Source organism: Massilia sp. 01N410, assembly GCF_056399665.1.
Window position 1 is genome coordinate 199,241 of the sequence record NZ_JBFTRV010000007.1, and the last position, 22,046, is coordinate 221,286.

Below are 22,046 nucleotides of genomic sequence, written 5' to 3' on the forward strand. Positions count from 1 at the left end.
GCATACATTGCCTTATTTGCATCATCCTGCCCGCAACAGTCCTTTCCGCATGGCGAACGACCATACCAGCATCCTCCTCGTCGACGATCAGCCCGCCAACCTGGCGGTGCTGGAGGCAACGCTTGCCGGGCTGGCCGAGGAACTCGTTTCCGTGACCTCGGGCGAGGCCGCGCTGCGCGAAGTGCTGGCGCGCGACTTCGCGGTGGTGCTGCTGGACGTGCGCATGCCGACCATGAACGGCTTCGAGCTGGCGGAGCTGATCCGCCAGCATCCCCGCACCCAGGCGCTGCCGATCATCTTCCTGACCGCTGGCGACGCTGAGGAGTTCCCGATCGAGCGCGCGTATGCGCTGGGTGCGGTCGACTACATGACCAAGCCCTTCAACACCACGGTACTGCGGGCCAAGACCGGCGTCTTCATCGAGTTGTACCGCAAGCGAGCCGAACTCGCCCGCATCGAGGAAGAGCGCCACCAGGCCGCCATCCGGCACCGCGACGAGCAGCTGGAACGCACGGAGCGCCGGGCCCAGGCCGACCGCGACCGCCTTTACCGCGAGATCGAGTCGGCCAGTGAGCGCATGCGCGACATCTTCCAGCGCGCCCCGGCCCTGATGTGCGTGATGAGCGGCCCGGACCACGTGGTCGACATGGCCAACCAGCGCTTCGTCGAACTGGCCGGCGGCCGTTCCCTGGCCGGGCAGCCGCTGCAAGCCGCGATGCCGGAGCTGGAGGGCCAGGACTTCGTCGAGCTGATCGACAAGGTCTACCGCAGCGGCGAAGCGGTCGACGCCAGCAATGCGCGCTTGCTGCTGCGCGCCTCGGCGCCGCGCGCCGGGCTGGACGAGCACTTCCTGGACTTCGTCTGCATGGCGCTGCGCGATCCGGACGGCGCGGTGTCCGGGGTGCTGCTGCACGGGATCGACGTCACCGAACGAACCCGTGCGAATGCGCTGGCGGTGGGCCAGCGCGGCGCCCTCGAACTGGCCGTCACCGACGCCCCGCTTGGCGACGTGCTCGATGTACTGGCCCGCACCGCCGAGGATTACAGCGGCGGTGCCGCGCTGGCCTCGGTGCAGCTGATGTCGGGTGACGGGGAATTTCTGCGCCACGCCGCCGCCCCCTCGCTGCCGCTCGAATTCCAGCTCGCGATCGACGCCGTGCGCATCGGCCCTGTCGCTGCCGCCGCCGGCAGCGCGGCCTGGCGCGCCGAGGCCGTCGCCACCGACGATATCGCCAGCGATCCGCTGTGGACCGGGCGCCAGGAGCTGGCCCTCGAGCACGGCCTGGGCGGCAGCCGCGCGCTGCCGATCCTGGCGCCGTCCGGGGAGGTGCTGGGCGCCTTCACGCTGTATTACCGCGATGCCGGCCACCTCGCGCCGCAGGAGGAATCGGCGCTGGCCCTGCTGGCGAACACCGCCTCGCTGGTGATCGGCCAGCGCCACGAGGCGGCCGAGCGCCAGGCCGCCGAACACCGTTCGCGGGCGATCCTGGAGAGCATGAGCGAGGGCTTCGTCGCCCTCGACCGCGAGTGGCGCATCACCTATGCCAACGGCGCTTTCGAGTCGCAGACGCGGCGCCGCCGCGAAGACCTGGTGGGCGGCCAGTTCTGGGAACTGTTCCCCGAGCTGCGCGGCGGCCCGGACGAGCAGGCCTTGCGGCGCAGCGCCCACGAGCGCACCCGCAGCCGCATCGAAGTCTACGACGAGGCCGAGGCGCGCTGGCTCGAGATCAACTCCTTCCCGATGGAGTCGCCCGGCACCGGCGACGAAGAGGGTCTGGCGCTTTACTTCCGCGACGAGACCGACCGCCGCCGCGCCGAGGAAGGGATCCGGCGCCTGGCCGCGGTGGCCGAACAGTCTTCCGACTTCATCGGCATCTTCACGCCGGACGCCGGCGGCATCTACCTGAATCCGGCCGGGCGCCGCATGGCGGGCCTGACGGCGGACACGAATATCGCGGCCTGGCGCATGCTGGACTTCTTCCCACGCGAAGACCGCGGCTTCGTGCGCGACCAGATGATGGCGGCCCTGACCGGCGAGCAGGCCGAATGGGAGGGCGAGCTGCGCCTGGCCCAGCCCGAGGGGCGCGAACCGATCCCGGTCTATTTCAAGGGCTTCGCGGTGCGCGACGCGAATGGCCAGAACATCGGCCTGGCCACCATCACGCGCGACATCACGGCGCAGAAGCGCGCCGAGGACGAGCTGCGCCGGGTCGCGACCGACCTCTCGGAAGCCGATCACCGCAAGAGCGAGTTCCTGGCGACCCTGGCGCACGAACTGCGCAACCCGCTGGCGCCGATCCGAACCGGCCTCGACCTGCTGCGCCTGGCGCCCGGCGATCCGAAAGCCGCCGAGCGTGTGCACGGCATGATGGACCGCCAGCTGGGCCACCTGATCCACCTGGTGGACGACCTGCTCGACATCGCCCGCATCACGCGCGGCAAGATCGAGCTGAAGAAGGAGCCGGTGCTGCTGCGCTCCATCGTCGCCACCGCCGTCGAGACCAGCACCGCGCTGATCGAGGCCCACGGCCACAACCTGAGTGTGGAACTGCCGCCCGAGCCGCTGGAGCTGGAGGCGGACGTCACGCGCATGGTGCAGGTGCTGTCCAACCTGCTGAACAACGCAGCCAAGTACACGCCGGCGGGCGGGCGCATTGCGCTGTCGGCCTGGCGCGAGGACGGCCACGCGGTGATCGCGGTGGCGGACAGCGGCATCGGCATTCCGCCGGAGAGCATCGGTTCGGTGTTCGAGATGTTCACCCAGGTGCGCGGGAGCCTCGATCGCGCCCAGGGCGGCCTCGGGATCGGGTTGTCGCTGGTGCGGCGCCTCGTCGAGCTGCACGGCGGCCGGGTGAGCGCCTTCAGCGGCGGCCGCGGTCAGGGCAGCACCTTCACGGTGCGCCTGCCGCTGCGTCCCGGAACCCCGCATGCGCAGACACTGCTTGCCGCGGACGGCTTGCCCGCCGAGGAGGCGGCCGACAGCCCGCTGCGGGTGCTGGTGGTGGACGACAACCTGGATGCCGCCGACAGCCTGGTGGCGCTGCTGGAGGTGCTGGGCCACACCACCACGGTGGCGCACGACGGCGTGCAGGGCCTGCGGGCGGCGCGCGACTTCGTGCCCGACCTGGTCATCCTCGACATCGGCCTGCCCGGCATGAGTGGCTACGAGGTGGCGCGCGAGATCCGCCGCAGCGCCTTGCTGCGCAAGGTGGTGCTGATCGCACTCACCGGCTGGGGTTCCGAGAGCGACCAGCGGCAGTCGCAGGAAGCCGGCTTCGACCAGCACCTGACCAAGCCGGTCAGCCTGGAAGCGCTGGAGCAGGCGCTGGCCGCCGCCGCGCGGGGCCTGCCATGAGCGAACTTGCGGTCTCCTGCGGCACCCTGGTGGTCGACGGCGCCGGCCGCCTGCTGATCTGCCACGTCACCGGCACCCCGAAGTGGGATATCCCGAAAGGCTTGCAGGACCCGGGCGAAGGCACGCTGGCGGCGGCGATGCGCGAGCTGTGGGAGGAGGCCGGCCTGGCCTTCGATCCGGAGCGCTTCGTCGACCTGGGCCGCTTCGACTACCGGCGCGACAAATGCCTGCACCTGTACAAGGTGGAGGTGGGCGACGAACTGCCCGACCTCGGGCACCTGGTGTGCCGCAGCTTTTTTCCGCACCACGTGACGGGCAAGCCGACCCCGGAAACCGACGGCTTCCGTTGGGCCACGCGCGAGCAGGTCGCGAAGCTGTGCTGGCCGCGCATGGCTCAGCGGCTGCTGGGCCTAGGCTGGTGAGGCCAGGCGCGCCAGTACGGCCTCGATCGCGGCCACCGTCGCCGGCTTGGTGAGGTGGGCGTCGAAGCCCGCCGCGCTGGAACGGGCGCGGTCGGCTTCGCCGCCCCAACCGGTCAGGGCCACCAGCCTGACGCCGTCCAGCGCCGGATCGGCGCGCACCGCCTCCGCCACGTCATAGCCCGACATGCCGGGCATGCCGATGTCGAGGAACACGACCTGCGGGCGCAGGCTGGCGATCATGCGCAGGGCCTGGTGGCCATCGGCCGCCATCGGCGCGGTGTGGCCCATGATCCCGAGCAGGGCGGAAAGGGTTTCGGCGGCGTCGCGGTTGTCGTCCACCACCAGCAGGCGCAAGGCGCCCGGCTCGTCCGCCGCCGCTACCCGTGCCTCCGGCAGCGCCGGTCGGTCCATGCCTGCCAGCGGCAGGCGCAGCGTGAACACGCTGCCGGCGTCGATGCCGGGACTGGCCGCGGTGATGGTCCCGCCGTGCAGGGCGACCAGGCTGCGCACCAGCGACAGACCGATGCCGAGGCCACCCTGACCGCGCTGGGTCGGGTGCGGCACCTGGGTGAACATCCGGAATACAGATTCCAGCGACTCGGCCGGGATCCCGATGCCGTTGTCGGACACGACGATCACGGCCTGGTCGCCGTCACGCTCCGCGGCGACCAGGATGGCGCCGCCGCGCGGCGTGTACTTGGCGGCGTTGTTGAGCAGGTTGCTGATCACCTGGGTCAGGCGGATCGGATCGGCGTACAGGTGCAGCGGTTCGGCCGGCAGGCGCAGGTCGAGGCTGTGGCGCGAGGACTCGATCAGCGGCGTGCTGGTATCGACCGCGGCGCGCACCATCGCGTCGAGCTCGAGCCATTCCGGTTTCAGCTCGATCTGGCCGCGCGTGATGCGGGCCACGTCGAGCAGGTCGTCGACCAGGTGCACCAGGTGGTCGAGCTGGCGGTCCATGATGTCCTGCACCCGCGCCAGCGCGGCCGGGTCGCCCTTGGCGCGCCGCATCAGCTGCAGGCCGCTGCGGATCGGCGCCAGCGGGTTGCGCAGCTCGTGGGCCAGGGTCGCCAGGAATTCGGTCTTGCGGCGGTCCTGTTCGGCCAGGTCGTCGGCAAGGCGGCGCAGTTCGAGTTCGGTGAGGCGGCGCTCGGTAATGTCCGTGAACAGCACCACCACCTTGCGGCTACCGGCCGGTCCGACGCGGGCGGCGTAGACGTTGTACCAGCGTCCCAGTCCCGCGGCTTCGTCGACGAAGCGGATCGGCTCGCCGGTGGTGGCGACCCGGCCATAGGTTTCGAACCAGTGGCTTTCATGCGCGGGCACCATGCTGCGCACAGTCCTGCCGACCGCATTCTCCAGCCCCGTATGCGCGAGGAAGGCCGGATTCACCTCCAGGAAGCGGTAGTCGCAAGGCTCGCCGGCTTCGTCGTACAGCATCTCGATCACGCAGACGCCGTCGTCGATCGAATCGAACAGGGTGCGGTAGCGTTCCTCGCTGGCCTGCAGGCGTTCGGCCGCCTGCTTCTGCATGGTGATATCGATTACCGCGCCACGCAGTATCCGGTCGCCGCGGCTGCTTTCGATGCGGCCGCGGGACAGCAGCCAGCGCCAGTCGCCCTCCGGTCCGCGCACCCGGTAGGTGGCTTCGTACGGCCGGCCGGCGGCCATGGCTTCCGCCAGGCAGGCTTCGGCGCCAGCACGGTCGTCCGGATGAACGGCGGCAAAGTAGGACGCCACCGGCGCGCCTTCTGCGTCTTCCGGACCGAGGCCGAACAGGGCGGCCATGCGGCGGTCGGCGACCACGCGGTCGGTACCAACTTGCCAGCTCCAGACGCCCACCTCGGCGGCGGCGATGGTCGACTCCAGCCGCGCCCGGGTTTCCTCCAGCGCCGCCTCGGCGCGGGTGCGCTCGGCCGCGGTGGCATAGGCGTCCAGGTAGAAGCGCGCCTTGGCCCTCAGGATCGGCACCGAGATCGGCTCTTCCAGCACCGACAGGGCGCCGGCTTCGTATAGCGGGTCGACCTTGAAGTCGCGTTGCCGCGGCAGCCCGACGGCAACCAGCGGCACCGGCGGGAAAGCCGCGCGCAGGCGCTTCAGGGAGGCGGCGAAGTCGTCCACCTTGCCCGTATAGCCGGCCAGGATCAGGGCGAAGCCGGGCGGCGCGATGTATTCGAGGGCTTCGTCTGCACTGCGCACGCGCAGTACGTCATAGCCGAGCTCGGCGGCGACGCTGGCCACGGCCGGATCGGCCTGCGGGCGGTCGCAGACGAACAGGACGCGGCCGCGCGCGGACTGGTTCACGCCGGCCTCCGCGGGACAATGGCGGTACGGCGGGCGGGGCTGGCAGGAGGCGCAGGGTTCATGCAGTGTCTGTCTAGTCGATTGTCTAGGCAATGTAGGAGTAGTCCCACCCAATGTCAACCATCGGCCGTGCGCGCCGCTTGCCGGCTTGGCGTTAGGATGGCGACCCAGGAGGAAGAATCATGAGCAATGGAATCGACGAACGATACGACATGGGCGCCATCATGGGTGGCCTGTATGGCGACGGCATCATCGCCTGCAAGGGCGCGTTCACGCAGGAATGGGTGGCGCATCTGAAGGAAGACATCGAGAAGCTGTTCGCGGAAGCGAAGGCGCGCCCCGGCGGTGTCCTGGAGCGCGGCCCGCAGCGCTATTACGTCGAGGTGCATCCGGAGCGCGTGCGCGGCTTCGTCGAACTGGTCACGCATCCCTGGGTGGTGGCCGTGTGCCGCGCCGTGCTCGGCCCGGACTACAAGGTGGTGGAGACGGGTTTCGACATTCCCTTCCCGGGCGCCATGCACCAGCCCTGGCACCGCGATTTTCCGGCACCCGAAGCGACCCTGGTGGGACGGCGCCTGAATTCGCTGGCCTTCAACATCACGACCGTCGACGTGACCGAGGAGATCGGTCCCTTCGAGATCGCACCGGGCACCCAGTGGGACGATCTTGCCGGCAGCGATCCGATGTTCCCTGATAAGTCGCTTTACCCGCGCTACGAAGCCCGCGCCCAGCGCAAGCTGCCGAGGGTGGGCGACATTTCCGCGCGCTCGGCGCTCACCATCCACCGCGGCACAGCCAACCGCTCGCAGCAGTCGCGGCCCGTGTTCGTGCTGGGCGTGGATGCGCCGGACGCCCGCAACGCCGACAAGCACGATCTGCAAGTCACCCAGGCCTATTGGGACCGCTTGCCGGAAGAGGTGCGTGCCCACCTGACGTGCCGGGTGGTGAGCTCGCTCGAGGATATTTACCAGGCCCATACGATCGAAGGCCTGAGGATGGGTGTTACGGTCTAGTCGTCTTTCTTCAGCGAGTCGGCCAGGGCATCCGAGGCGATGCCCTTGGGCACCTTGCCGACCCGGCGGGTGGCGTCCGACTGCTGGTCCATGTTCACTTCTTCGGCGACCTCGAAGCGGCCGTCGGCAGTATTGTCGGCGGCGCCGGCCGGAAGCAGGTCTTCAGAGCGGCTGAGCTCGCCGTTTTCGTCAGGCGTGGCGCGCTGCTGGTTCTGCCGGCCCTGCTGTTTCCGGCCCTGTTCCTGGTTCCGGTTCTGCTGGTCTGCCATCGCTTCCTCCTGTATGCGTGTCGATCGCTGTCGGGCGATTATGGCGCAGGGCAGGGTGGGCGGGCGCACGCTACCGGCTGCCGTCCTTGTTCCGCTGGGGCAGGTTCTTTTCCAGGATAGCCCAGATGATCAGGCCATAGGCAAGCAGACGGACCAGGTAGTGCAGCGGCGAGTCCTCGGCATCCTGGTAAGTCAGGGCCGAATACACGCGGTGGGCGCCTTCGATCCCGAAGGACAGGGCAAAATACATGAAGAAGCGGTCGCGCGTGCTGCGCCAGAACCGCAGGAAGAACAGCGCGATCACGGTCGAGGCCATGGCGATGGCGCCGGTGAGCATGTCGGTCACGGTTATTCCTTTTCGTAGATCAGGCCATACAGCAGGAGAAGCATCGAGACGAGCGCCGCAATCAGGCGCACCGGCAGCAGGTTGACGTCGGGATCGGGGAACACGATCTTGTCGAGCACCAGGAACAGGTTATTCACCGTCATCGCCACGAAGGACCAGCCGCTCCAGAACAGCAGGCGGTGCCGGGTGCGCCGATAACTGGCCAGCAGCAGCACGGCACAGGCCAGTGAAGTCAGGGCGCAGAGAGTGTAGATGGTAAACGCCACTTAGGAATCCTTTCGCCACTTGAAGGCGTCGGCAAACTGCTGCGCCTTGCGGTCGAGGGAAGAATGGATGAGGTGTGTGACTTCGACCAGGTGGCTCGCGTAGACGTCCGCCAGGCGGTCGATGCGTTCGCGCAGCGCGTCTTCGCGCGGCCGGTAGCAAAAGGCATCGGCACTGGCGTCCGGCCATGGCGCGGCCATGCCGGAACGGCACAGCTCGTCGAGCAGGCCCTCCGCCACTTTGTCGCGCACGTAGAGGCGGCGCGCCAGGGTATCCCGGGTCCATACCTGCTCCGGATCCGCCCGCATCAGCAGCAGGGCTTCCAGGAAGGGTACCGAAGGGATGCTGGTCAGCACGAAGCGCCGGAGATCCTCGGGAATGGAGTGTTTATCCATTACCAATATGTTTGCTCAAATGCACTTTAGCTTTTGGAAAGCGGGAATTCTATAACATTCCAGTTGGAAAGGCGTTTTCTATCGTGCGCGGCCCTGCACGGATCTTCTGACGCCCCGCAAGAACTACTCGGCTACAATGGCGGCACGTTTGATCTTTGTACATCGCCATGCTTCAGAAGTTGTTCGCTCCGCTCGTTTTATCGTCCAGCCTCTTGATCCTCGGAGCCTGCGACCGGCACGCCGCGGACACCCACCGCACCGGCGCGCCCGTCGCGTCCCAGTCCGAAGCGCAGCGAGGGCCGGCGTCCTGCGCCGACCATTACCTCGACGGCCGCGCACCGCAGATCCAGAATCCCAAGCTGGCCCCACAGACCACGGAGTTGTGCTTCAACGTGTTCAGCGTGATGCATTCGGGTATCACGCGCACGCCGCTGTGGTCGGCCGAGCACCTCGAAGCCAATGAAGTGGAATCGGCCCAGCAGCTGACCCGCGAGAATTCCTTCCACGCGGAGCAGCGCCTGCCTGCCGGCCAGCGCGCCGAACTCGCCGACTACGCCCGCAGCGGCTACGACCGCGGCCACATGGCGCCGAATGGCGACATGCCCGACCGCGACAGCCAGCGCGACAGCTTCAGCCTGGCCAACATCGTGCCGCAGGACGGCGAGAACAACCGCCACCTGTGGGCCGGCATCGAGGGCGTGGTGCGCAGGATGGCGAAGAAGGAAGGCGACCTGTACGTGGTGACCGGCCCCGCCTTCCTGGGCAGCAACCTGCGCAAGGTCGGCAACGTGCTGGTGCCGACCCACCTGTATAAACTCGTATACAGTCCGCGCCAGAAGGCCGGCGCCGCCTGGTTCGTCGAGAACACCGCCGACGCCAAGCCGAACGTGATCCCGATCCCGGAACTCGAACGCATCATCGGCATCAATCTGCTGCCCGCCCTCAGCGACGAGGAGAAGGAACGCATGCTGAAACTGCCGAACATCCGCCAGAACAAGGGCGACAGGAGGAATTCATGAGCAAGAAAGAGGACGCACCCGCCTTCGTTCCCTACGCAAACGAAGCCGATGTGATCGAAATCGGCCGCCTGATGCTGGAAAACCGCCTCGACCGCATCACCATTTCCGGCGACGTCGACCTGACCGCCGACAAGCACGGCCTGGAGGCGGCGCGTCGCCTGCATGCGCTGCTGGGACAGGTCGTCGCCAGCCTCGAAAGCCGGGATCTGCCGGACCAGTTACCGCCACCGCCGGTGGAGACAGTCGATAATCCATTCGCATGATTGACGTTTGTAGATAGTCAATGGTGCGCGGGTTCAGACACCTTTTGCGGTAACCTCGATTGCTCTAGCGTCGTGATTCGAGGAGATCAACTGTGCAAATTGACCAAGCGCAACCAAACGGACAGGAGCCACTCAAGGTGCCGGTGGTCCGCGAGGAAGTGCAGGTCGACAAGCGGGTTGTCGATACCGGTCGCGGCGTGCGCATCCACAAGACGGTCGCCGAGCATCCCTGCCACATCGACGAACGCCTGACGCGCGACGAGGTTGAAATCAGCCACGTCCCGGTGGACCGCATCGTCCCGCTCGACGCTGCGCCCGCCACGCGTTACGAAGGCGATACCCTGGTGGTGCCGATCCTCGAAGAAGTCCTCGTGGTCGAACGCCGCGTGCGCATCAAAGAGGAAGTCCGCATCACCCGAACCCGGCGCGAGGAGCACCACGCGGAAACCGTCATGCTCAAGTCCGAGCAGGTCAGCGTGGAGCGCTTCGACGAGGCCGGCGACCGCCCACCTGAATGATATGTCAATCGGAGGATCTATCATGCAACATACCCTTGTAGCGGTTTTCGACAACCGCAGCGACGCGCAGAATGCAATGGACGAACTGCTGGCCTCGGGCTTTACCCGCGCCGACGTCAACGTCTCCAGCGCCGATCCGACCGGACAGACCGACAGCCTGACCGGCACCACTCCCCATACCAGCGAAGTGCACGAGGGCTTCATGTCCCAGATCAAGCACTTCTTCACCGGCCTGTTCGGCTCCGACAACGGCGACCACGTCGAGCGCTATTCGGACGCCGTCACCCGCGGCCACCACGTGCTGACTTTCGTTACCCAATCGGAACCGGAAGTCGAGCGCGCGGCCGACATCCTCGAGCGCTTCGGCCCGGTCGACCTGGACGAGCGCCACGACCTGACCGGCTCTGCCAGCTCGCTGGACCCGGCGATGCTGGCGGCCGGCGCCACCTCGGGCAGCGGCATCCAGAAGTCCGCGCCGATCTCCTCGCAATCGGGCGAATACCACGAACCCTCTTACGGCGCCGGCTCGCTGAGCGGCGAAACCGGCGACCGCGTCCCCTTCGGCACCCAGACCCTCAACGATTCGGTGCCGGGAGGCCAGACCTATCAGGAGCCGATGCCCCGGACGACCTTGCGCTCGCATTCGATGCAGGCCGGTAATCGGCTGCGGGAAGGCGAATCCCTGCAAGGCAGTTCCTCTATCCGCGACGAGGAAGACGCTTCGCTGGGCGGTACCATCCAGACCGGCTCGATCCAGCGCGACGCCGGCCAGACCGGTTCGATGCAGCGCGACATGGGCGAAATGCTCAACGAACAGCGCAGCACGGCGATTCCGGTCGTGCAGGAAGACCTGCAGGTCGGCAAGCGTGAAGTCCAGCGCGGCGGCGTGCGCGTGTTCTCGCGCGTGGTCGAGACCCCGGTCAATGAAAGCGTCAACCTGCGCGAAGAACACGTGAACGTGGAACGCCGTCCGGTCGACCAGCCGATCTCGCCGTCCGACTCGACCGCCTTCAAGGAGCAGTCGATCGAGATGCGCGAAACCGCCGAGGAGCCGTTGATCCAGAAGACCGCCCGCGTGGTCGAGGAAGTCCTGGTCGGCAAGGAAGTCACCCAGCGCCAGCAGAACATCAGCGACAGCGTGCGCCATACCGAGGTGCAGGTCGAATCGCTGGGCCAGGACCGCTCGTCGATGCGCGCGTCCAACCTGGAAGACGACGACAGCTACTACCGCAACGACTGGAACAAGAATTACTCCAGCCTGGGCGGGAGCTACGACGACTACGCGCCGGCCTACCGCTACGGCTCCGAGATGCGCCGCAACGCGAAGTACGGCAACCGCGACTGGAGCGACGTCGAGAACGACCTGCGCAGCGATTGGGACACCCGCTACAGCAATAGCGGTGTCTCGACCTGGGACAAGATGAAGGCCGCCATCCGCCGCGGCTGGGACAAGATCACCCCGGATACGGACAGCGACAGCGCCTACCGCAGCCACTACGACAGCAACTACGCCAGCTCGGGCAGCAGCTACGACGATTACGCGCCGGCCTATCGCTACGGTACGGAGATGCGCAGCAACGACCTGTATCGCAACCGCAACTGGAACGACGTCGAATCCGACCTGCGCAGCGACTGGGATACCCGCTACAGCAGGAACGGCGTCTCGACCTGGGAGAAGATGAAGGCGGCGGTGCGCCACGGCTGGGACAAGGTCACTTCGTGATCGGGGGCTAGTCCCATGAAAAACGCCGGCCGAGGCCGGCGTTTTTTTCGTCCGAAACGTCCGAACGGAGCGTTTACTGCGCAAACACCTGCACCGCCGGCGTAATCTTGACCGCCTCCGGACGAATGCCCAGCTTCATCGCGCCGATCGCCTTGTCCTCGTCCAGCAGGGCCTGCGGCTTGGTCGCGTCGTAGCTGATCGGCGAGAAGGCATCGCTCACCAGCTTGTCCTTCAGGCCGGCCGCATCCTTGGTGATGAAGACCACCGACAGGTTCTTCGCCGACAGGTGCTTGCGCATCGCGGCGTTGACGTCGGCCGCGCTCAGCTTCGACAGGCCGTCACGCATCATCTGCGTGAATTCCGGCGTGCGGTACCACTGCGAATCCAGGGCGTAGCCGAGCTGGGCGTCCTGGGTCGCCGTCATCACGAACACGTTCTTCATCAGGTAGTCGCGGGTGGCTTCGAATTGTTCCTGGGTCAGGCCCTGGTCGATCAGCTTGCCGAGTTCGGTGAGCGCGATGCGCAGCGCCATGTGGGCGTTCTGCGGCGCGACCGGACGGATCCAGATTTCGAAGATCTGCGACTTGCGGCCCAGGTTCGGGCTCGGGAAAAAGCCGAACATGCCGCGTGGGAAGGCTTCGATGTAGGCGTAGTCGCCGTAGTTCATGCCGCGTACCTCGCGGATCCGCTGGTACAGGTAGGAGTTCGAGGCGCGATGCTCGCCCAGCCAGGTCTTGGCCAGCCACAAGGCCGCGAAGTCCGGGTGTGCACGGTTGACCTCGATCGGCAGGCCGAAGGAAATCGCGGTGGCGCGGGTGTTCTTCTCGATGATCTCGACTTCCAGGCCTTGCGGCATGCGGCCCTGGGGCTTGGCGATGCGAGGCAGGCCGGCGCCTTCCGGCAGGCCGGCCAGGCGGGTCTTCAGCTGGGCGGTCATCTCCGGGCTGACGTCACCCGAGATGCCGACGCGCAGCGCGCCCTGCGCATAGGCCTGGCGGTAGAAGTTCTTGACGTCGTCCAGGGTGATCGAGTCGATGCCCTTGACCGTGCCCAGGACCGGATGCCCGTAGGGCGTGCCGGCGAAGATATTGGCCTGCAGGCGTTCTTTGCCGAACTCTTCCTCGTTATTGTCCTTCAAGTCCAGCACCAGTGCGTTCTTCTGGGCATCCTTCAGGCGGCGGAAGTCGTCCTCACGGAAGCCCGGCGTGAGCAGCTGGGGCAGGGCGATGTCGAGGAACTGGTTCCAGTTGTCCTTGTGGATGGTGCCGGTGAAGGTGGTCATTTCCTTGTCGGTCAGCTCGCCGAAGCCGCCGGCGATCGGGAACAGGGCCTTGGTCACCTCGTCGTACTTGCGATCAAAGGAGCCGGCGCGGGCGACCATGGCCGCGGTCAGGGCGGCCAGGCCTTCCTTGCCGGCAGGGTCCTGGCTAGCTCCCGCTTCGAACAGCAGCTTGAAGCGCACCTGCGGCAGGGCAGTCTTCTGCACCAGCACGTCGAACCTGGCGTCGGTGGCCTTGGGCGCCATGTCGGCCAGCTTGGGCAGGGCCTCGATGCCGGCCGGGAGGGCGTCGTGCGACAGGGTCGTCACCACCATCGCGTCGTCGACCAGGTATTTGCGCGCCGCCGCCTGCAGGTCGGCCGGCGTCAGGGTGTCGATCAGGCGGTAGTAGCGGTTGATGGTGCCGTAGGAACGGTCGTAGTGGACGTAGGAAGCCAGGGTCTGGGCGATGGTGTCGGTATTGTCCAGGCTGCGGATCAGGCCGTATTTTTCCGAGGACTGGGCATCTTCCAGTGCCTGCTTCGTGACCGGGACGTCGCGCAGCTTGGCCACCGTCTCGAGGATGGCATTGCGTACGTACAGTGCGTCTTCCGGCTTCTTGACGCGGGCGCCGATGGTCACCAGCGACGGGTCGACACGTGCCGGGGTGTAGTCGAACAGCTGGTCGACCTTCTGCTCGTCCTGCACCAGGCGTTTATACAGCGGCGAGGTGCGGCCGAACGACAGCGACAGCAGCATCGACAGCGCGGCCTGGTCCTTCTTCGTATCCGAGAAGGCCGGGGCGCGGAAGGCCACCGTCACCAGCGGCAGGGTTGGGCTCTGCCAGCTTACGTGGCGGTATTGCGCTCCCTGTGCGGCGGGCTCGGCCGGGACCGCGACATTGTAGGAGCCGCGGCGCCAAGCGCTCCAGTATTTCTCGACCAGCGCCACCGCGTTCTTCGGATCGACGTCGCCGGCGATGATGATGGTGGTGCGCTCCGGGCGGTACCAGCGGTCGAAGAAGACCTTCGAGTACTGGTACTGGTTGGGCATGTCCTCGATGTCCTTCAGGAAGCCCATCGTGGTGTGCTTGTAGGTGTGGGTGTTGAAGGCGGCATCGCGCTGGACCTCGAACAGCTTCTGCATCGGATTGGCGCTGTTCTTGTTGTACTCGCCCAGCACGGCGCGCGATTCGGTCTTGAACGCGGCTTCGGAGTAATCCAGGTGCTGGAAGCGGTCGGCCTCGACCTTCAGCACGGTTTCGAGGTCCTGCTTGGCGAAGGTCGTGTAATAGTTGGTCAGGTCGTCGCTGGTGTAGGCGTTCTGGCGGGCGCCGGCCTTGGTGATGATCTCCTGGTACTTCTCGGGCGGGTAGGCCTTGGTACCGCGGAACATCATGTGTTCGAAGAAGTGGGCGAAGCCGGACTTGCCCGGCTCGACTTCATTGCGCGAACCGGTCTGCACCGGAATGGTGACCGAGACCAGGTTCGGGAAGCCGGTCGGCACCACGATCACCTTGAGGCCGTTGGGCAGCTGTGTTTCAGTGGCCTTGAACGGGAGGACGTCGGATTTCGATGGCGCCGAAGCGGGCGCGGCCAGGGCCGGCAGCGCCATGGACAGGGCCATGGGCAGGGCTGCCAGCGGGACGAACTTGGACAACTGTGTCACGCGATCTCCTTGGGAAAAATACTGTGCGCGACAGCATAGAGTATTCCCAAAGAAAGATATAGGACAATCAAGTATGCATGCGGCTCAGGCAGGTTCCGACTGCGGCAGGCTGATCCGGTTGCGGCCCATGTGCTTGGCGCGGTAGAGCGCGGCGTCGGCGGTGGCCACCAGGTCGGACGCGGAGGTATCCGGCGACGCCAGCGCGGTGGCGGCGCCGATCGAGACCGTCACGCGCTGGCCGGCCGCCAGGCGGTTCGGCACCTGCAGCTGCTCGACCCGGGTGCGGATGCGCTCGGCGACGCTGGCGGCGCCCTTCAGCGACTGGTTCGGCAGGATCACGGCGAACTCCTCGCCGCCGTAGCGGGCCACCAGGTCGTTTGCGCGCATCTCGCTGGCGACGGCGGTGGCGATGCGCTTCAGGCATTCGTCGCCGCCAAGGTGGCCGTTGGCGTCGTTGAAGGCCTTGAAGTTGTCGACGTCGACCATCAGCAGCGACAGCGGCTGGCGCTGGCGCAGCGCGCGCGACCATTCGGCCTGCAGGGTGTCGTCGAAGCAGCGGCGGTTGGCCAGGCCGGTCAGGCCGTCGCGGGTGGCCAGCTGCTCGAGCGCGATCTGGGCCATCTTTTCGTCGGTCAGGTCGCGCAGGGTTTCGACCACGGCGGCGAGGCGGCCGCGCTCGTCGTAGATGGGGCTGGCATCGGCGGCCAGGTAGCGGCGCCGGCCGACGCGCGGCATGTCGAACCAGCTTTCGGCCGACAGATGGCTGGGCTGGCCGGAAGGGATGCCGTAGTCCTGGCGCGGATGGATGCTGGGAATCTCGCCGGCGCGGTCCTGCACCACCATGTCGGCCAAGGTGGGGCACTGCTCGTCGAAAAAGCTGCGCCAGTGCTCGCGGGTGCCGACGACTTCACTGGCGGGCACGCCGGTCAGGTGCTCGCAGGCACGGTTCCAGATCATCACGCGGCAACTGGTGTCGAGCACGAATACGGGAATCGCCAGCATTTCCATGAGCTGGTGCGCGAAGGCGCGTTCACCGTTCGCGCTGGCGCCGTCCATGAGCCGTGGCATTGTCGTCGTGCCTGTCATAAGCCGTCCTCTGATCTGTCTGTTGAGCAATAAATTGATTGCTGACAAGATCCGATTGTGCGGGACGGCACTTCGCGCCCTATTGATTAAAGGCAAGAAGATTTCTAAGCAGGAATTTTCCTAGAAATGCGCGGCATGAGTCTGCCGCTGCTGTCACCCGGGCTCGGCGGCCCGGGAATTGCTGCGCAGGCTGGTGCCGAGGCGGTCGAGGCGGGTGCGCAGGAGTTCCAGGCGGCTGCGGATCGCCTGGTCGGCGGCGCAGCGCTGCTGGATCTGGGTCAGCTCGGCCTGGATGACGACCAACTGGCCCTGCGGATCGCCGGCGCAGTCGCCGCTCGCGCGTGCCGCCATGCGGGCCAGCAGCAGGTCGGCTTCCGCGAAAGCCTGGTCGGACCGGGTACGGGCCGATTCTTCGCGGCATAGCGCGGCCTCGAGGCCGGCGATCCGGTCTTCGCTGCGGACCCGCCGGAACAGGGCCGCGTACAACACGGCCATGCCCAGCAGGAGGACGGCGCCCGCACGCAGACGTTCAGGCAGCATGGCGTCGGCACCGGCGCCGGCACGCCACAGTCCCGCCAGCAGCAGGATGGCGCTCAGGGCGTAGACGGCGTAGCGGGCGTGTTGCATTGTCTTCATGGTCGGCCTCCTAAGGTCGTAGGAACTTTCCGCCATGAAAAGGTACGACTTTCCGAACGGATATATTTTGCCGATAGTCAATAAATTCGGGGTCTACTGCAGCTGTACCCGCGCGCGGTATAATGGAAGGTTGACGAGGGGCTTAACCGGACTTTTACCGTGACTTACAGCATCAAAGAAATTTTCTATACCCTGCAGGGCGAAGGCGCGCACGCCGGCCGTCCGGCGGTGTTCTGCCGCTTTTCCGGCTGCAACCTGTGGACCGGGCGCGAAAGCGACCGCGCCAGCGCCGTCTGCCAGTTCTGCGATACCGATTTCGTCGGCACCGATGGCGAGCGCGGCGGCAAGTTCAAGGACGCGGCGCTGCTGGCCGACGAAATCGACGGCCTGTGGCCGGCCAGCTACCCGGCCAGCAAGTACGTGGTCTTCACCGGCGGCGAGCCCCTGCTGCAGCTCGACAAGGCCCTGATCGACGCCATGCACGCGCGCGGCTTCACCATCGCGATCGAGACCAACGGTACCCTGCCGGTGCCGGAGGGCGTCGACTGGATCTGCGTCAGCCCGAAGATGGGCTCGAAGCTGGTGGTCGAAAAGGGCAATGAAATCAAGGTGGTGATCCCGCAGGCCGGCCAGGATCTGGCTGCCTACGAACACCTCGACTTCGAGAATTTCTACGTCCAGCCGATGGACGGCCTGCTGGCCGCCCAGAACACCCGCCTGGCGATCGAGACCTGCCGCCGCAATCCGAAGTGGAAGCTGAGCATCCAGACCCACAAACTCCTGCAAATCCCCTGAGCGCTCCCGCGCCAGTACTGCCCACATTTATGCTGACCATTACCCGCAAGCTCGAATTCGATGCCGGCCATCGCATTCCCGACCACAAGAGCCAGTGCCGCAACCTGCACGGCCACCGCTACACCCTCGAGATCACGCTCACCGGCGCCGTCATCGATTCGGAAGGCAATTCCGACAACGGCATGATCATGGACTTCTCGGACATCAAGGCGCTTGCCAAGGAACACCTGGTCGACGTCTGGGACCACGCCTTCCTGGTCTACGAAAAGGACGAGAAGGTGCGCGATTTCCTGGCCAGCCTGCCGGGCCACAAGACCATCGTCATCGACCGCATCCCGACCGTCGAGAACCTGGCGCAGGTCGCCTGGAACATCCTGAAAGCCGCCTACACCGACCGCTACGGTACCGGCCTACGCCTGCAGAAGCTGGTGCTGCACGAAACCCCGAACTGCTGGGCCGAGATCACCGATGCCTGATTCCTTGCCGCCGGAGCCGACCGCAGGCGCCCGCGACGGCGCCTACATGGCGCTGGCGCTGCGGGAAGCGCGCAAGGCCTGGGAGGCCGGCGAAGTGCCGGTCGGCGCGGTGGTGGTCAAGGATGGTGAAGTCATCGCCGCCGGCTTCAACCAGCCGATCGGGCGCCACGACCCGACCGCGCATGCGGAAATCGTCGCGCTGCGCGCGGCGGCCGAAAAGCTCGGCAATTACCGCCTGCCGGGCTGCGAGCTCTACGTGACGCTCGAGCCCTGCGCCATGTGTTCGGGCGCGATGATGCACGCACGCCTCGCGCGCGTGGTCTACGCCGCCACCGATCCCAAGACCGGGGTGTGCGGCTCCGTGCTCGACCTGTTCGCGCACGAGGAACTGAATCACCACACCGAAGTCGTCGGCGGCGTGCTGGCCGAGGAGGCCGGCGCCATGCTGAAGGGCTTCTTTGCCGAGCGCCGCGCGGCGCGCAAGGGCTAGTTCCGCCTCGTTCCGCCACATCGCGTAGCGCCCACTATCTGCCGAAAATGGTATGCTGGATCTACGCCACCCGCATAGTGGCGCGGAGACTCACGTGGACCATTCGACCGTCGCCCAGCACCCCCTCCGCTTCCGTTCCTTGCGCGGGCGATACCGGCGCGAGTGTTGCCGCCATGCCTAGCCTGAACGCCAACGGCATCCGCATCGCCTTCGACACCGCGGGCGATCCGAAAGCCGTGCCCTTGCTGCTGATCTCCGGCCTCGGCCTGCAGCTGACGGCCTGGCCGGACGAGTTCGTCGAAGGCCTGGTCGAGCTCGGCTTTTACGTGATCCGTTACGATAATCGCGATACCGGCCTCTCCACCAAGTTCGAGCATGCCGGCACCCCTAACCTGGTCCTGGCCTGGCTGAAGTCGCTGCTGCGCTGGCCGATCCGCCCTCCCTATACTCTGGAAGACATGGCCGACGATGCGGTCGGCGTACTGTCGGCCCTGGGCGTGGCGCGCGCCCACGTGGTCGGGATGTCGATGGGCGGCATGATCGCGCAGTTGATGGCCGCCAAATATCCTTCGCGCGTGCTGAGCCTGACGTCGATCATGTCCAGCAGCGGACGGCGCGGCCTGCCCGGACCGGCGCCCGCCGTGAAGCGCGCCCTGATGCGCCGACCCAAGCCGAACGATGCCGATGCCATGGTCGAGCATGGCGTTCAGTTGCTGCAGGCGATCGGCAGCCCGACTTATCCGACCCCTGAAAAGGAGTTGCGCCGCCGGGTGGCGCGCGCACTGAGGCGCAATTGCTGCCCAGGCGGCGTGCTGCGCCAGATCCTGGCCGTGACCGCCAGCGGCGACCGCAGGGCGCAACTGCACACCATCGTCGCCCCGACCCTGGTGATCCATGGCGCCGCCGACCCGATGGTGCCGCTGGCCTGCGGTGCGGACACCGCCGAGGCGATTCCGAACGCCCGCCTGGAAGTGATCGAAGGCATGGGTCACGACCTGCCGACCCAATTACTGGAGAGGCTGCTTGCCTTGATCGACGCCCATGCCCACGGTAAGATGACGCCCGACTCAACACCGCGGCTTTTCGTCAAACAGTGATCACTCCGAAAATTGGCATCGCGCTGGTCGCGCCGGGCGGCTACGCGCCCGATGCCGAAGCAGTAGCACGCGGCATCGCCCGCCTCGAATCCCAGGGCATCCTGGTCCATAACTACTACGAGCACGACAAGCGCCACCTGCGCTTCGGCGGCACCGACGAGTCGCGCCTGGCGCAGCTGAACGCGGCCGCCGCGGATCCGGACGTGCAGCTCGTGATCGCGCTGCGCGGCCAGTACGGCATGACCCGCCTGCTGCCACACATCGACTTCGACCGCATGGCCGACAGCGGCAAGATTTTCGTCGGCTTCTCGGACATCACCGCCTTCCACATGGCGCTCTACGCCCGGCGCGGCGCGATCAGCTACGCCGGCCCGATGTTCGCCGGCGATTTCAGTGCGGCGGAGCCGGACGAGTTCACCCTCGGCGATTTCTGGCGCTGCCTGGCGGGCCCGACCCACAGCGTGACAGGGGAGGGCAGGGAAAATCCGGCGCTGGACGTGAACGGCACGGTGTGGGGCGGCAACCTGGCGATGATCATGTCGCTGGCCGGCACCGACTACTTCCCGCGTATCGATGGCGGCATCCTGTTCCTGGAAGACATCGCCGAACACCCCTACCGCGTCGAACGCATGCTGCTCCAGCTGATGCAGACCGGCGTGCTGGCGCGCCAGCGCGCGATCGTGCTGGGCGATTTCTCGGGCTACCGGCTGGCGCCGGCCGATAACGGCTACAACTTCGACGAGATGCTGGCCTATCTGCGTGCGACCCTGCCGTGTCCGGTGCTGACCGGATTGGAGTTCGGGCATATCCAGCGCCGCGTGACGATTCCATTCGGGGCGCAGGGGCATCTGGTGTCGGACAAGTCCGGCTGGCGCCTGACGATGTCCGATTATCCGACCGTTCGCGTCGGTTGAGAGGATTTCCCCGCCTTCATAGTGGCGGGCTGCTCACTCTGTAGCTACGCAATGGTAAAATGCACGGTTATTGAATAGAACCGCGCATGTCGCGTTAACTCCGCAGGAAGGTTACCAAGTGCTATCTACAGCCAACATCACGATGCAGTTCGGCGCCAAGCCGCTGTTCGAGAACATCTCCGTCAAATTCGGCGACGGCAACCGCTACGGCCTGATCGGCGCCAACGGTTGCGGCAAGTCGACCTTCATGAAGATCCTTGGCGGCGACCTCGAGCCGTCGGGCGGCAATGTCTCGCTCGACCCGGGCGAGCGCCTCGGTAAGCTGCGACAGGACCAGTTTGCCTACGAAGACGTGCGCGTGCTGGACGTCGTCATGATGGGCCACACCGAACTGTGGAACGCGATCGCCGAGCGCGACGCCATCTACGCGAACCCGGAAGCAAGCGACGACGACTACATGAAGGCCGCCGAGCTCGAAGGCAAGGTCGCCGAATACGACGGCTACTCGGCCGAAGCGCGTGCCGGCGAGCTGCTGCTGGGCCTGGGTATCGGCACCGACCTGCACCAGGGCCCGATGAGCGCCGTGGCGCCGGGCTGGAAGCTGCGCGTACTGCTGGCCCAGGCCCTGTTCTCGGATCCGGACATCCTGCTGCTGGACGAGCCGACCAACAACCTGGACATCCACACGATCAGCTGGCTGGCGGACATGCTGAACCAGCGTAACTCGACGATGATCATCATCTCGCACGATCGTCACTTCCTGAACTCGGTCTGTACCCACGTCGCCGACATGGACTACGGCACCCTGAAGGTCTATCCGGGTAACTACGACGATTACATGGAAGCCTCGACCCAGGCCCGCAACCAGCAGCTGGCGAACAATGCCAAGGCCAAGGAAAAAGTGGCCGAGCTGCAGGACTTCGTGCGCCGCTTCTCGGCCAACAAGTCGAAGGCCCGCCAGGCGACTTCCCGCCTCAAGATGATCGACAAGATCAAGATCGAGGAATTCAAGCCGTCCTCGCGCGCCTATCCCTTCGTGCGTTTCGAAGGCGAGAAGAAGCTGCACCGTCTTGCCGTCGAGGCCGAGGGCTTGACCAAGTCCTACGACCGCACGCTGTTCAAGAACTTCTCGATCATGGTCGAGGCCGGCGAGCGCATCGCCATCATCGGCGCCAACGGCGCCGGCAAGACGACCCTACTGCGCTCCATCGGTGGCCACGAAGTCACCGGCATGGACGCCGACACCGGCCGCATCAAATGGGCCGAGAACGCGAACCCGGGCTATATGCCGCAGGATCCGACCGAGGAATTCGCCACCGACCTCAACCTGACCGACTGGATGGGCCAGTGGACCAAGGAAGGCGACGACGACCAGGCCGTGCGCTCGATCCTGGGCCGCCTGCTGTTCGGCGGAGACGAGGTCAAGAAGTCGGTGCGCGTGCTGTCCGGCGGCGAGAAGGGCCGCATGATGTACGGTAAGCTGATGCTGGGCCGTCACAACGTGCTGATGCTCGACGAACCGACCAACCACATGGACATGGAATCGATCGAGTCGCTGAACATTGCGCTGGACAAGTATGCCGGCACCCTGATCTTCGTCTCGCACGACCGTGAATTCGTGTCCTCGCTGGCGACCCGCATCCTCGAGGTGAAGGAAGACCGCGTGGTCGACTTCCAGGGCAATTACGAGGATTACCTGAAGAGCCAGGGCCTCGAATAAGTTTTCGTGACGCGA

Annotated in this window: 21 protein-coding genes; 13 read left to right on the forward strand and 8 right to left on the reverse strand. The window is 66.3% G+C overall.

The features are described 5' to 3' along the window. Positions 1–49: 49 nt before the first annotated feature. Together AC1DOP_RS12145 and AC1DOP_RS12150 are read left to right on the forward strand one after the other, a co-directional pair. Positions 50–3,355 carry a response regulator gene (locus AC1DOP_RS12145; protein ID WP_477251370.1) on the forward strand — a complete coding sequence of 1,102 codons (3,306 nt, stop codon included), beginning with the start codon at positions 50–52 and terminating at the stop codon, positions 3,353–3,355. Then, entirely contained in the window at positions 3,352–3,777 is a 426-nt protein-coding gene (locus tag AC1DOP_RS12150) for an NUDIX hydrolase (RefSeq protein ID WP_442121404.1), read from the forward strand. Before AC1DOP_RS12145 ends, AC1DOP_RS12150 begins: the two co-directional genes overlap by 4 nt. Here AC1DOP_RS12150 and AC1DOP_RS12155 read toward each other — a convergent pair. Then, entirely contained in the window at positions 3,766–6,081 is a 2,316-nt protein-coding gene (locus AC1DOP_RS12155) for an ATP-binding protein (RefSeq protein ID WP_477251373.1), read from the reverse strand. The two genes, AC1DOP_RS12150 and AC1DOP_RS12155, sit on opposite strands and share 12 nt — an antisense overlap. A gap of 182 nt (positions 6,082–6,263) precedes the next feature. Here AC1DOP_RS12155 and AC1DOP_RS12160 point away from each other — a divergent pair, with 182 nt between their 5' ends. Continuing rightward, on the forward strand, positions 6,264–7,094 hold the full coding sequence (locus AC1DOP_RS12160; protein ID WP_442121402.1) for a phytanoyl-CoA dioxygenase family protein: 831 nt from the start codon (positions 6,264–6,266) through the stop codon (positions 7,092–7,094). On the opposite strand, the gene AC1DOP_RS12165 is transcribed toward AC1DOP_RS12160, so the two are convergent. From AC1DOP_RS12165 to AC1DOP_RS12180, 4 genes are all read right to left on the reverse strand, one after another. After that, entirely contained in the window at positions 7,091–7,363 is a 273-nt protein-coding gene (locus AC1DOP_RS12165; RefSeq protein WP_442121401.1) for a hypothetical protein, read from the reverse strand. The genes AC1DOP_RS12160 and AC1DOP_RS12165 overlap by 4 nt on opposite strands. Positions 7,364–7,433: 70 nt before the next feature. After that, positions 7,434–7,700 carry a DUF5985 family protein gene (locus AC1DOP_RS12170; protein WP_477251519.1) on the reverse strand — a complete coding sequence of 89 codons (267 nt, stop codon included), beginning with the start codon at positions 7,698–7,700 and terminating at the stop codon, positions 7,434–7,436. Between the two features lie 11 nt (positions 7,701–7,711). Next, entirely contained in the window at positions 7,712–7,975 is a 264-nt protein-coding gene (locus AC1DOP_RS12175) for a DUF5985 family protein (protein ID WP_442121400.1), read from the reverse strand. Further along, complete coding sequence (locus tag AC1DOP_RS12180) at positions 7,976–8,368, reverse strand: hypothetical protein (RefSeq protein ID WP_442121399.1); 393 nt, start codon at positions 8,366–8,368, stop codon at positions 7,976–7,978. A 167-nt stretch (positions 8,369–8,535) separates the two neighbouring features. On the opposite strand from AC1DOP_RS12180, the gene AC1DOP_RS12185 reads away from it, so the two are divergent. The 4 genes from AC1DOP_RS12185 (at position 8,536) to AC1DOP_RS12200 (ending at position 11,891) form a co-directional block, all read left to right on the forward strand. Continuing rightward, complete coding sequence (locus tag AC1DOP_RS12185) at positions 8,536–9,387, forward strand: DNA/RNA non-specific endonuclease (protein ID WP_442121398.1); 852 nt, start codon at positions 8,536–8,538, stop codon at positions 9,385–9,387. Further along, positions 9,384–9,650 carry a hypothetical protein gene (locus AC1DOP_RS12190; protein ID WP_442121397.1) on the forward strand — a complete coding sequence of 89 codons (267 nt, stop codon included), beginning with the start codon at positions 9,384–9,386 and terminating at the stop codon, positions 9,648–9,650. Before AC1DOP_RS12185 ends, AC1DOP_RS12190 begins: the two co-directional genes overlap by 4 nt. 92 nt (positions 9,651–9,742) lie before the next feature. After that, on the forward strand, positions 9,743–10,168 hold the full coding sequence (locus AC1DOP_RS12195) for a YsnF/AvaK domain-containing protein (protein WP_477251376.1): 426 nt from the start codon (positions 9,743–9,745) through the stop codon (positions 10,166–10,168). A 22-nt stretch (positions 10,169–10,190) separates the two neighbouring features. Beyond that, positions 10,191–11,891 (forward strand): DUF2382 domain-containing protein, encoded by a 1,701-nt coding sequence (locus tag AC1DOP_RS12200; RefSeq protein ID WP_477251378.1) that lies wholly within the window; start codon positions 10,191–10,193, stop codon positions 11,889–11,891. Positions 11,892–11,964: 73 nt separating this feature from the next. Here the strand turns inward: AC1DOP_RS12200 and AC1DOP_RS12205 are convergent, their stop codons facing one another. The 3 genes from AC1DOP_RS12205 to AC1DOP_RS12215 form a co-directional block, all read right to left on the reverse strand. Further along, positions 11,965–14,817, reverse strand: coding sequence for a M16 family metallopeptidase (locus AC1DOP_RS12205; RefSeq protein ID WP_477251380.1), 2,853 nt, complete (start codon positions 14,815–14,817; stop codon positions 11,965–11,967). An 84-nt stretch (positions 14,818–14,901) separates the two neighbouring features. Then, positions 14,902–15,885: a sensor domain-containing diguanylate cyclase gene (locus AC1DOP_RS12210; RefSeq protein WP_477251382.1), complete on the reverse strand. Its 984-nt coding sequence runs from the start codon at positions 15,883–15,885 to the stop codon at positions 14,902–14,904. A 171-nt stretch (positions 15,886–16,056) separates the two neighbouring features. After that, positions 16,057–16,539, reverse strand: a complete 483-nt coding sequence (locus AC1DOP_RS12215; RefSeq protein ID WP_442121392.1) for a hypothetical protein — start codon at positions 16,537–16,539, stop codon at positions 16,057–16,059. A gap of 159 nt (positions 16,540–16,698) precedes the next feature. Between AC1DOP_RS12215 and queE the strand changes: the two genes are divergently transcribed. From queE to AC1DOP_RS12245, 6 genes are all read left to right on the forward strand, one after another. After that, positions 16,699–17,334 carry a 7-carboxy-7-deazaguanine synthase gene (gene queE / locus AC1DOP_RS12220; RefSeq protein ID WP_442121391.1) on the forward strand — a complete coding sequence of 212 codons (636 nt, stop codon included), beginning with the start codon at positions 16,699–16,701 and terminating at the stop codon, positions 17,332–17,334. A 29-nt stretch (positions 17,335–17,363) separates the two neighbouring features. Then, positions 17,364–17,810, forward strand: coding sequence for a 6-carboxytetrahydropterin synthase QueD (queD, locus tag AC1DOP_RS12225; RefSeq protein WP_442121390.1), 447 nt, complete (start codon positions 17,364–17,366; stop codon positions 17,808–17,810). After that, positions 17,803–18,300: a tRNA adenosine(34) deaminase TadA gene (gene tadA, locus AC1DOP_RS12230; protein WP_477251385.1), complete on the forward strand. Its 498-nt coding sequence runs from the start codon at positions 17,803–17,805 to the stop codon at positions 18,298–18,300. The genes queD and tadA overlap by 8 nt, the downstream gene beginning before the upstream one ends. Before the next feature lie 173 nt (positions 18,301–18,473). Beyond that, positions 18,474–19,397 carry an alpha/beta fold hydrolase gene (locus AC1DOP_RS12235; RefSeq protein ID WP_477251387.1) on the forward strand — a complete coding sequence of 308 codons (924 nt, stop codon included), beginning with the start codon at positions 18,474–18,476 and terminating at the stop codon, positions 19,395–19,397. After that, positions 19,394–20,311 (forward strand): muramoyltetrapeptide carboxypeptidase, encoded by a 918-nt coding sequence (ldcA, locus tag AC1DOP_RS12240; protein ID WP_477251389.1) that lies wholly within the window; start codon positions 19,394–19,396, stop codon positions 20,309–20,311. The genes AC1DOP_RS12235 and ldcA overlap by 4 nt, the downstream gene beginning before the upstream one ends. Positions 20,312–20,429: 118 nt before the next feature. Beyond that, the gene (locus AC1DOP_RS12245; RefSeq protein WP_442121386.1) at positions 20,430–22,031 is read left to right on the forward strand and encodes an ABC-F family ATPase; all 1,602 of its coding nucleotides are present in this window, start codon (positions 20,430–20,432) and stop codon (positions 22,029–22,031) included. Positions 22,032–22,046: the final 15 nt, after the last annotated feature.

Excerpts from the sequence above, each read along its gene's own strand:
- AC1DOP_RS12150 (WP_442121404.1), top strand. The coding sequence starts at position 3,352 with ATGAGCGAACTTGCGGTCTCCTGCGGCACCCTGGTGGTCGACGGCGCC.
- AC1DOP_RS12180 (WP_442121399.1), bottom strand. The coding sequence starts at position 8,368 with ATGGATAAACACTCCATTCCCGAGGATCTCCGGCGCTTCGTGCTGACC.
- AC1DOP_RS12210 (WP_477251382.1), bottom strand. The coding sequence starts at position 15,885 with ATGCCACGGCTCATGGACGGCGCCAGCGCGAACGGTGAACGCGCCTTC.
- AC1DOP_RS12200 (WP_477251378.1), top strand. The coding sequence starts at position 10,191 with ATGCAACATACCCTTGTAGCGGTTTTCGACAACCGCAGCGACGCGCAG.
- tadA (WP_477251385.1), top strand. The coding sequence starts at position 17,803 with ATGCCTGATTCCTTGCCGCCGGAGCCGACCGCAGGCGCCCGCGACGGC.
- AC1DOP_RS12215 (WP_442121392.1), bottom strand. The coding sequence starts at position 16,539 with ATGAAGACAATGCAACACGCCCGCTACGCCGTCTACGCCCTGAGCGCC.
- AC1DOP_RS12190 (WP_442121397.1), top strand. The coding sequence starts at position 9,384 with ATGAGCAAGAAAGAGGACGCACCCGCCTTCGTTCCCTACGCAAACGAA.
- AC1DOP_RS12165 (WP_442121401.1), bottom strand. The coding sequence starts at position 7,363 with ATGGCAGACCAGCAGAACCGGAACCAGGAACAGGGCCGGAAACAGCAG.
- queD (WP_442121390.1), top strand. The coding sequence starts at position 17,364 with ATGCTGACCATTACCCGCAAGCTCGAATTCGATGCCGGCCATCGCATT.
- AC1DOP_RS12235 (WP_477251387.1), top strand. The coding sequence starts at position 18,474 with ATGCCTAGCCTGAACGCCAACGGCATCCGCATCGCCTTCGACACCGCG.
- AC1DOP_RS12145 (WP_477251370.1), top strand. The coding sequence starts at position 50 with ATGGCGAACGACCATACCAGCATCCTCCTCGTCGACGATCAGCCCGCC.
- AC1DOP_RS12185 (WP_442121398.1), top strand. The coding sequence starts at position 8,536 with ATGCTTCAGAAGTTGTTCGCTCCGCTCGTTTTATCGTCCAGCCTCTTG.
- AC1DOP_RS12170 (WP_477251519.1), bottom strand. The coding sequence starts at position 7,700 with ATGCTCACCGGCGCCATCGCCATGGCCTCGACCGTGATCGCGCTGTTC.
- AC1DOP_RS12160 (WP_442121402.1), top strand. The coding sequence starts at position 6,264 with ATGAGCAATGGAATCGACGAACGATACGACATGGGCGCCATCATGGGT.